The sequence below is a fragment of the Martinezella rhizogenes genome (genome assembly GCF_007002745.1).
In the GTDB taxonomy this organism is placed as follows: domain Bacteria; phylum Pseudomonadota; class Alphaproteobacteria; order Rhizobiales; family Rhizobiaceae; genus Agrobacterium; species Agrobacterium cucumeris.
The window spans coordinates 158,842-165,992 of record NZ_SGNY01000012.1 but is presented as its reverse complement, the minus strand read 5'-3'; the positions used below and the strand labels follow the sequence as shown (position 1 = coordinate 165,992).

4 protein-coding genes are annotated in these 7,151 nt (G+C 44.6%); 1 reads left to right on the top strand and 3 read right to left on the bottom strand.

The window, feature by feature from the left end:
- Positions 1-474 precede the first annotated feature (474 nt).
- From EXN68_RS25560 to EXN68_RS25550, 3 genes are all read right to left on the bottom strand, one after another.
- Complete coding sequence (locus EXN68_RS25560) at positions 475-1,035, bottom strand: RolB family protein (protein WP_161596389.1); 561 nt, start codon at positions 1,033-1,035, stop codon at positions 475-477.
- 1,352 nt (positions 1,036-2,387) lie between these two features.
- Positions 2,388-2,984 (bottom strand): RolB family protein, encoded by a 597-nt coding sequence (locus tag EXN68_RS25555; RefSeq protein WP_077768172.1) that lies wholly within the window; start codon positions 2,982-2,984, stop codon positions 2,388-2,390.
- Positions 2,985-3,679: 695 nt separating this feature from the next.
- Positions 3,680-4,084, bottom strand: coding sequence for a RolB family protein (locus tag EXN68_RS25550; protein WP_161596388.1), 405 nt, complete (start codon positions 4,082-4,084; stop codon positions 3,680-3,682).
- A 1,263-nt stretch (positions 4,085-5,347) separates the two neighbouring features.
- Here EXN68_RS25550 and EXN68_RS25545 point away from each other — a divergent pair.
- The gene (locus EXN68_RS25545) at positions 5,348-6,187 is read left to right on the top strand and encodes a RolB family protein (RefSeq protein ID WP_077768174.1); all 840 of its coding nucleotides are present in this window, start codon (positions 5,348-5,350) and stop codon (positions 6,185-6,187) included.
- Positions 6,188-7,151 lie beyond the last annotated feature (964 nt).

The window sequence follows — 7,151 nt, the reverse complement described above, 5'->3', positions numbered from 1 at the left end:
GTCATCGTCCAGTATGGTGAAGTCACCGAAGATATTGCGACACCGGTTCTCGGTGAGATCCTGCCGGAGTATGCCGACGATATCTATAAGGTTGGTCGCGCTGTTCTGGAAGCCACCTTCCTGACTAAGGAGCTGTTTTTTCTCAAGATGGAGCCCACCAGTTAGGGCCCGCCCAAGGCGACTAAGCTATGAGGACGATCTCGCCTTCTGGCAAGTCTATCCTTGGCTCATAAATATCCTACGGTGTCATCTTTCTCCTGCGACGTTTGTATTATGTTTGTATTATGTTTGTATTTTCATAATTGTTTGTAACTGAATAAAGTGTTTTAATTTATTTCCCTCTTGCTTTACTCTAAACTTAATTATGTTAATAACAATTCTTATATAACGATCAATCATTATTAATACCAAATTTAGCTATTACATCATACGATCAGACTCCATAACATGTTACACAGATAAAACACACTAGTTTCAAAAAAATAGACTCTTTCCAGCACATACAATCTCTTCATACTTAAAAAACATATCGCTCTGATCCTCTGGCTGACGCTGCCGGGTAAAGACATCGAAGGGGCCACACTCGCCGTCCACTGTGCGCACCGATATCTCACCGGTCTTCTCAAAACAATTGCTGGGGAGGAACGCCACGAAATAGTCGCAACAAGCAGATTGAAGAGATCCAGATGCAGGACCTCCACAAACAATGGAGTTAAGTTTCTCAAACGCCTCGGCCCTTGTAACCCCAGGCAGGTATGGTGGAAGCGAAGTAATTTTCGCGACTGAATTGCTGTTGCAAACGAGGATGCGATTCTTTACACACAAGTCTGCTATTGGTTCATCCATATACATAAAAAGAAGCTTGTCGACCGTCACAGATTGATCGAGATCCGCCACCGCGTAACCGTTGCTTTTCCAGAAGTCGAGATCATCGCGGTAGTCCCGTAGCGCCGCCTCAAGCTCGGCCCTCACATCCGGACCCAGGACTGTAACGAGAGAAATGCCTTCCAATTGACGCTCCAACTCATCTGCCATGCTCATGCTTTAGCAGGATTAGTGCTTTGTGCCTCCAGCTGTAAATTCTCTTCTGATCACTTTAGAGCAGCTGGAACCTATTTAAACACCTGGCCTCCTCCTTGTTGATTTCTGTGAACTTTTCGAGATGCGAAATAGATAAAAAATGAAATAAAATCTCAACCGGGCGTATCCGAATCTGTCAACTTGACTTTATTGGGGAGAGAACCTCTCACAAAGCATCATAATCAAAGCAGCCACACTTTCGATATTAGTGGAAGTTATTGGTGGTCTCGCAGCTCAGCCAATCAGGTAAGGATATAGTGAAGCGATGGATTCGATATGCTAGAAAAGGAACCACTCCATTAGCAATCGAGTGGCATCCGCGTCAGCCTCTCGTGCCCAACCCAATTTCAATGCTTTTTGGATATTATTGACTGTCCTAGTGGACTGCCATTTTTGAAGGCTCTTCTTCCGCCACGGGATTATATTCCATTTCCACTAAACTCTCTTTTGAATATTAAATTTGGCCTCAATCGAGATCGGTTGGAGATCAATGCTATAAAGATAGGTTTCAAGGAATTGGAAAACATGTTGAGGATGTCCTGTTGATTGGGCGCCGATAGTCAGGACGGCATGCTCACCGCTCACGCGATTCCAGTAACTCCCTTAGCAGCTGTCATGCTCACCGCCGTCTGCCGACGGGCAAATATGTTCTTCTGCCACCCTCGCTTGAAAAAGGTGCGCTACCGTTGTTCAGCAACCTTCCCAATGGTTATGCTCAACGAAAGCTACAACAAGAAGCACAAGGTCCGTTACAAGCCACCCGCCTTGAGCCCCCTGCGACCGCATTGTCCGGCAAGGTCGTCGTGCTCGTCACCTCGACGCCAGTCAATTTGGAACACCTGAGCTTAGCTTCGGTGCTACCGGCAAGTCACTCAACTTGGCTACAATCTGCGTGCTCTCTCAAACTCTGTCTGTATTATTTACGTATAACTGGCCAGCGGATATCCCAATAAACGCTGTATCCACCGTCTTTGTTATCACGTTGTACCCTTTGATATGTTATCAGATATTAAATAAATAATTTTAACACTATATTACTTCAATAAGCACACGGCACTGCAATGCGATTGATTACCCAAAAATATATATCATGATCATTTAACTACCCATCGAGCGCACACAGCGCTTATATTATAGATATTCAAAATATAACATATTTTACAATAGCACTTGATATCATCATCCCGTTATTTTAACACAATAACGTAACCGACACACGGGAGAACAAGCGAAACATGCATGATCTTAAGTCATGTAAGATAATACGAAATATAATCGAAACTCCCGTTGGATCAGCGGTGCACTGCCTATTCCAACAGGACCTTGCCAATTGCCAGTATGGCCTCATAAGCTAAGGGCCCCTCCAGTTGTCTGCTATAAATCTTGCAAAGGCCTTCGCCGCCATTTTTGGTGACAATTTCACAGCTCTGATAGTCGAAATTTTCATCTGGCAAGATCGCCACAAAATAATCCATGTCTGTTGGATTCCGGTACCCTCCTCCCGAAATGGAATTGTGGATCTCCCTTAAAGCAGCGAGTGAGACATTTGTCTGATAGGGAGGAACGACGCACGATATCAGATCTCCCTCCAAATGCTCCTCGCACACGAGATGCTTGTTCTCCTTGCAGGCTTTAGCCACGGCCAGGGAGGTAAAGACGAAGGACAGAGGATACTTGAACCCGGCCGGATGCAGCCCCATTTCTGCATTGTTGACATGGACTGCCTCCATATGAGCCACACGCTCAGTTGCAGATGGTATATAGTACTTTAACGTCTCTGTTTGTGCAGCCTTGTAGGTTTCCACCACATTAACAAGCTGAGCCTTCAGTCGAGTGGGCTCCTTGATCAAACGAAAATCATCGACATGAAGCCGTTGAGAGCTACCACCGAAATAACGAGCCATTCAACTGCCACTTTAGGTTAACTTGGAAAAATGCATGGGAAGCAGAGGTATTTAAAGGTGCTTGGTCACTAGTGTCAGCAACGCAAATTATCTGACTTATGAACTTTTCTTCCGATTATTACTCCAAGGCCACATTGTTTGTAAAACGTTTTCCATTTGCTACAGAAATTATTGAACAATCATGAAGGCGACACTTTGGCGTATTGCGGCTATTTCGTTCAAATAATCAAGGATTAAAAGTCTTTCCTCTGACTTCTGGTTTCTTTATGTTGAATTTGCTATGTGACTTTTTAGAGTGGGCTAATTTTCTTGTCTTTATTATCAGTTTTCAAGGAGAACGAGTTTGCCTAGTTTAAACATGTGGGCACTTCTATCGAGATATTGATAGCTAAGTTTGACAAATTAATCATCTATTGCGGCATTGCGGGCCAGCTTCGGTCATATATTGCGGCTATGTGAACTATTTTCTTTAATACACAAATAATTAAAAACATAAATGGAAAAAGTGATAACCAAATTTCGAACAGGCAGGTTTCATTTCAAGCAAACAACCCATCCATCGGAACCAAAAAAGAACAAGTGCATCCATGGCGCAGGTTACATCAACCAGATCCATGAGTTTATTACATTTATATTTCTAGCGTGAAACAGGTACCACCTCCAGCCTCTGGGCACCGTCAGAACAGCTACTGCCATCACTCCATTCCAAATTTGCATTCGCCATGCCTCACCAACGCACCAGGTTCGAGCCTGAGCTGGTTGCTGGCATAAAGGTCGAAGGTCAGAGACTTTCCCTTTGTTGAAGTTAGTTCCATCTGCCCATCCAGCTTGACGAAGTACCCGGGGACAGAAAGTGCGGCGAAGTAGGCGCTCCGGATAACATCCTCGTATCCAAAGAATCCTGATGCCTGCCTAAGCCCCCTGCACACCTCACCGAGACTTACATCTTTCTGGTATGGTGGAAGATTGGTGATGAGCGCGCCGTGCGTGGAATTGTAGGGCAAAGACCCTCCATAAAAGCATCGCATCATCGTCGGGCAATCGACGTAGAGGTACAGTATCCCAGGGTCTTGGCGACCGCCCTCTTCGTCAACATCCATCGACTGGCCCTCACCCGGCTCCGTCAGGGGGGTCCGCTCCTTTGAGGCGCTCTGGATGTGTTTCTTTAGCTCATCGCTGGACGATACGTCGCCTACCTTAAGACTGGAAAAGAGAGCACATAGGTCAAATTCCGCCATGTTAGCAAAGTAGGAAACAATAGTGGCGTGCACCCAGAACTGGAAGCACCATTCCCTTTATAGATGCTTTTGCTTATATGAGTTGAATATCAGTTAGGTATAGCTGCAAAACCCAATATTCATAAATTATACGACTATCGATGTTCCACGTCTCACATTTGTAAAATAATTATAGACCGGCACGTGTCTGTACTTAAAATGGCCTTTAAGGGTTTTGCATCTTTGCAAAAGCACGAGTGGGAATAGGTTCTGCTGTCCAATAATGGTGTCACATCGTCAATAGCATCTTTCTTTTTCCTTTAATTATGGTCGCACGCGCCTACCTTTATTTATGCTGCGAAAAGGCACTACTTTTTCAACCTGTGCACCACGTTAGGCCTGTCTGCACCACACAGGTGTCGCTTTTCCATGGGATCTCATTCAAAGCACTTAACTAGCCACGATTCCTTCTTTTAGATAAATGCTATTTCGGCCCATTTTGATTTTTGGGCTCTAAAACGATTGATGGGCTTCAAATCTAAAACTTGTATCAGTATGGCACTTATAGCAAGATCCGAATGGACTGGTTGCCTGGCGTGGCAATATTAAGTCGTATAGGTCCAAATTGTATTTAAGATTACACTTGCTATATAATCCACATTTTATTGGCATAAGAGTAATTGCGTAATTGAAATAAATTATTTGTATGAGCAGACATATGCAATTTCAAAATATACCACATACATCAATAGAATTTATGATATTATCGGCAATAACTACACGTAGCGGCAATAATTACATCTTAATTATAAATAGCATCGAGAGTGCAACCATCAACAAGTTGCCCGTGCAGCTTTCACGAAACCCAATATTCGGCAAACTTTAAGCTCTACCCCACCCCTCCCCATTTCAGGTATCTTTTAGATACACTTTCACTAAAGCCAAACAAAAAAGACAAAAATGCTAGCCCACTACTATGACCTCGTGACCAATCAAGCAGGCATTATTTTTCGCTTGATCCAGGTTTTAAGGCCGCCATGTCCGAGCATCGATTTTGATGCGATGGTGATTATTGCCAGATTGCCTCTGGCTTTCCCGACCGGAAACTGTGGCTGATTGATGCCACTTGCCGGCGGCGTACTTTAAATGGCACTGAACTTGCCGTTATTCCACAGTTATCCCCAACCTCACATCACAATGCCTCCTCGATTACTATTCCTTCAACGCTTTCAACCACGAGATCTCACAAAAGCCTGGAACCAGCTTAACTTGTTCAATGAGATCCAATTTGCATTTTTAATCTATAGCCAAGTCTATAGCAAAACTCTCATGGATTTCCAGAAAAGGTGGGCCCAAGGCGTGCTTGATTTGGAGGAAAACCGTCCGCCGGTGGTCATACTTAAACAACTGGCCCATCTTCTAAAAAACAAAGTATGTTATCATCCCCCCATGCTTGTCGATCAACCGGATTTGGCCAGAGAAAACGACCGACATGTATTTGTCTATCTATCTCGCGAGAAGATGCAGAAAGTACTGGAGGAAAAATCCATCACGTTTGGATTAGAGGCCGTGCTGGCGACCACGATGCAACCCTATCGTAGCGACCTCGCCCTCCAGGAGATGGTCCGTGCTCACAACATTGCTTGGCCGCACCGCCGCGTGGAAGAACCTGATCTGGAAGGTTTTATCGCCATTTTTGCAAGTACCTTGTTCATTCACCTGCTGGAGTTAAAAGTGACAAATGTGTACGGCAGGGAGGTAGCCTGCACCTTCTTCGTGCGGCAAGGCACTGGAAACCGCTCCTATGACGTCATTGCTTGCGGCATCACACAGTTCACCAAAAATGCTGGCGTGATGCCACGACCGGCGGTACCGTCACCGGAGCCAGACCTCACCCTGCGGCTCTCGGGACCCAACCAGAAACGTGAAGAGGGTGATATGAAGCCTGCTATAGTAAATCTGAAGAAAGAAACCTCGGCGACTTGAGGTCCCCTGCAGGCCACCTTTAACTATAAGTTTGGTAGGATTTCTATGTTTTCCGGCGTAGCCCCTATGCTCCTGTTAGGAGTTGTGTAGCGTACGCCACGATGTATTTTACTTGTGTTGAAATAAATTATTACAGCATTATTTCTGCCGCCAATTTTCAGAAAATAGGCAAATCATTTCGATATTTATAGAGATCTCACACAATACTGATAATGCTTTTACATTGATATTGTTACAAAGGCGCCTTAACAGACAATAATATTCCAAACATTACAAATCGCCATAGAGAGACGTTAAAGTACTATATAGAAAATTAAAAACAATCGCACGGTGGCTCGCAACTTATTGTACCAACGAGAAAATAGCCGACATCATCTCCGGCGGCGAGATGAATCGAAATTATAGAGCCACGTGCGTATTAATCCCGTAGGTTTGTTTAGAACTGCGTATTAACCCCGTAGGTCTGAATATTCCGGTCCAGCGACAAAGCGTCCCCTCGTGGCAATTCCGTGATCATTGACCATCACGGGAGGCCCAGGAGAAGTTATAGCCAGAGGAGTGACGCTCAGATCATCAAGCTCTGCAATTTGGTCAGGGAGGAAATCGCCCGGCGACACACGTTTGGCCTTCTTCTTCTTGACCTTAGCCCGCCGAAATAGGTCGGAGACAACGAGCGAGGCCTCTCCAAAGGTCTGGGCCATTCCGACAACGTTTATTCCGGCTAGTTCCATCCTGAGAATAAAAGAAGTGCTGTTAGCAAAATAGATTTCTTGCAAAACGAAACAAACATTTAGAACTTACAGCATTGAAGCATTACAGCATGATCTAAATAATTCATTCTTCTGGTGAAGCGATTTATATAGGAAGTTAACAAATGGCTGGCCGAAGACTAAGAAAAAAATAGTAGAAGGCCCACCGCCGAAAGTAATGGTCGTTGTAGACCCTATGCAATGATGAAGCATTC

Excerpts from the sequence above, each read along its gene's own strand:
- EXN68_RS25560 (WP_161596389.1), bottom strand. The coding sequence starts at position 1,035 with ATGGCAGATGAGTTGGAGCGTCAATTGGAAGGCATTTCTCTCGTTACA.
- EXN68_RS25555 (WP_077768172.1), bottom strand. The coding sequence starts at position 2,984 with ATGGCTCGTTATTTCGGTGGTAGCTCTCAACGGCTTCATGTCGATGAT.
- EXN68_RS25550 (WP_161596388.1), bottom strand. The coding sequence starts at position 4,084 with ATGGATGTTGACGAAGAGGGCGGTCGCCAAGACCCTGGGATACTGTAC.
- EXN68_RS25545 (WP_077768174.1), top strand. The coding sequence starts at position 5,348 with ATGGCACTGAACTTGCCGTTATTCCACAGTTATCCCCAACCTCACATC.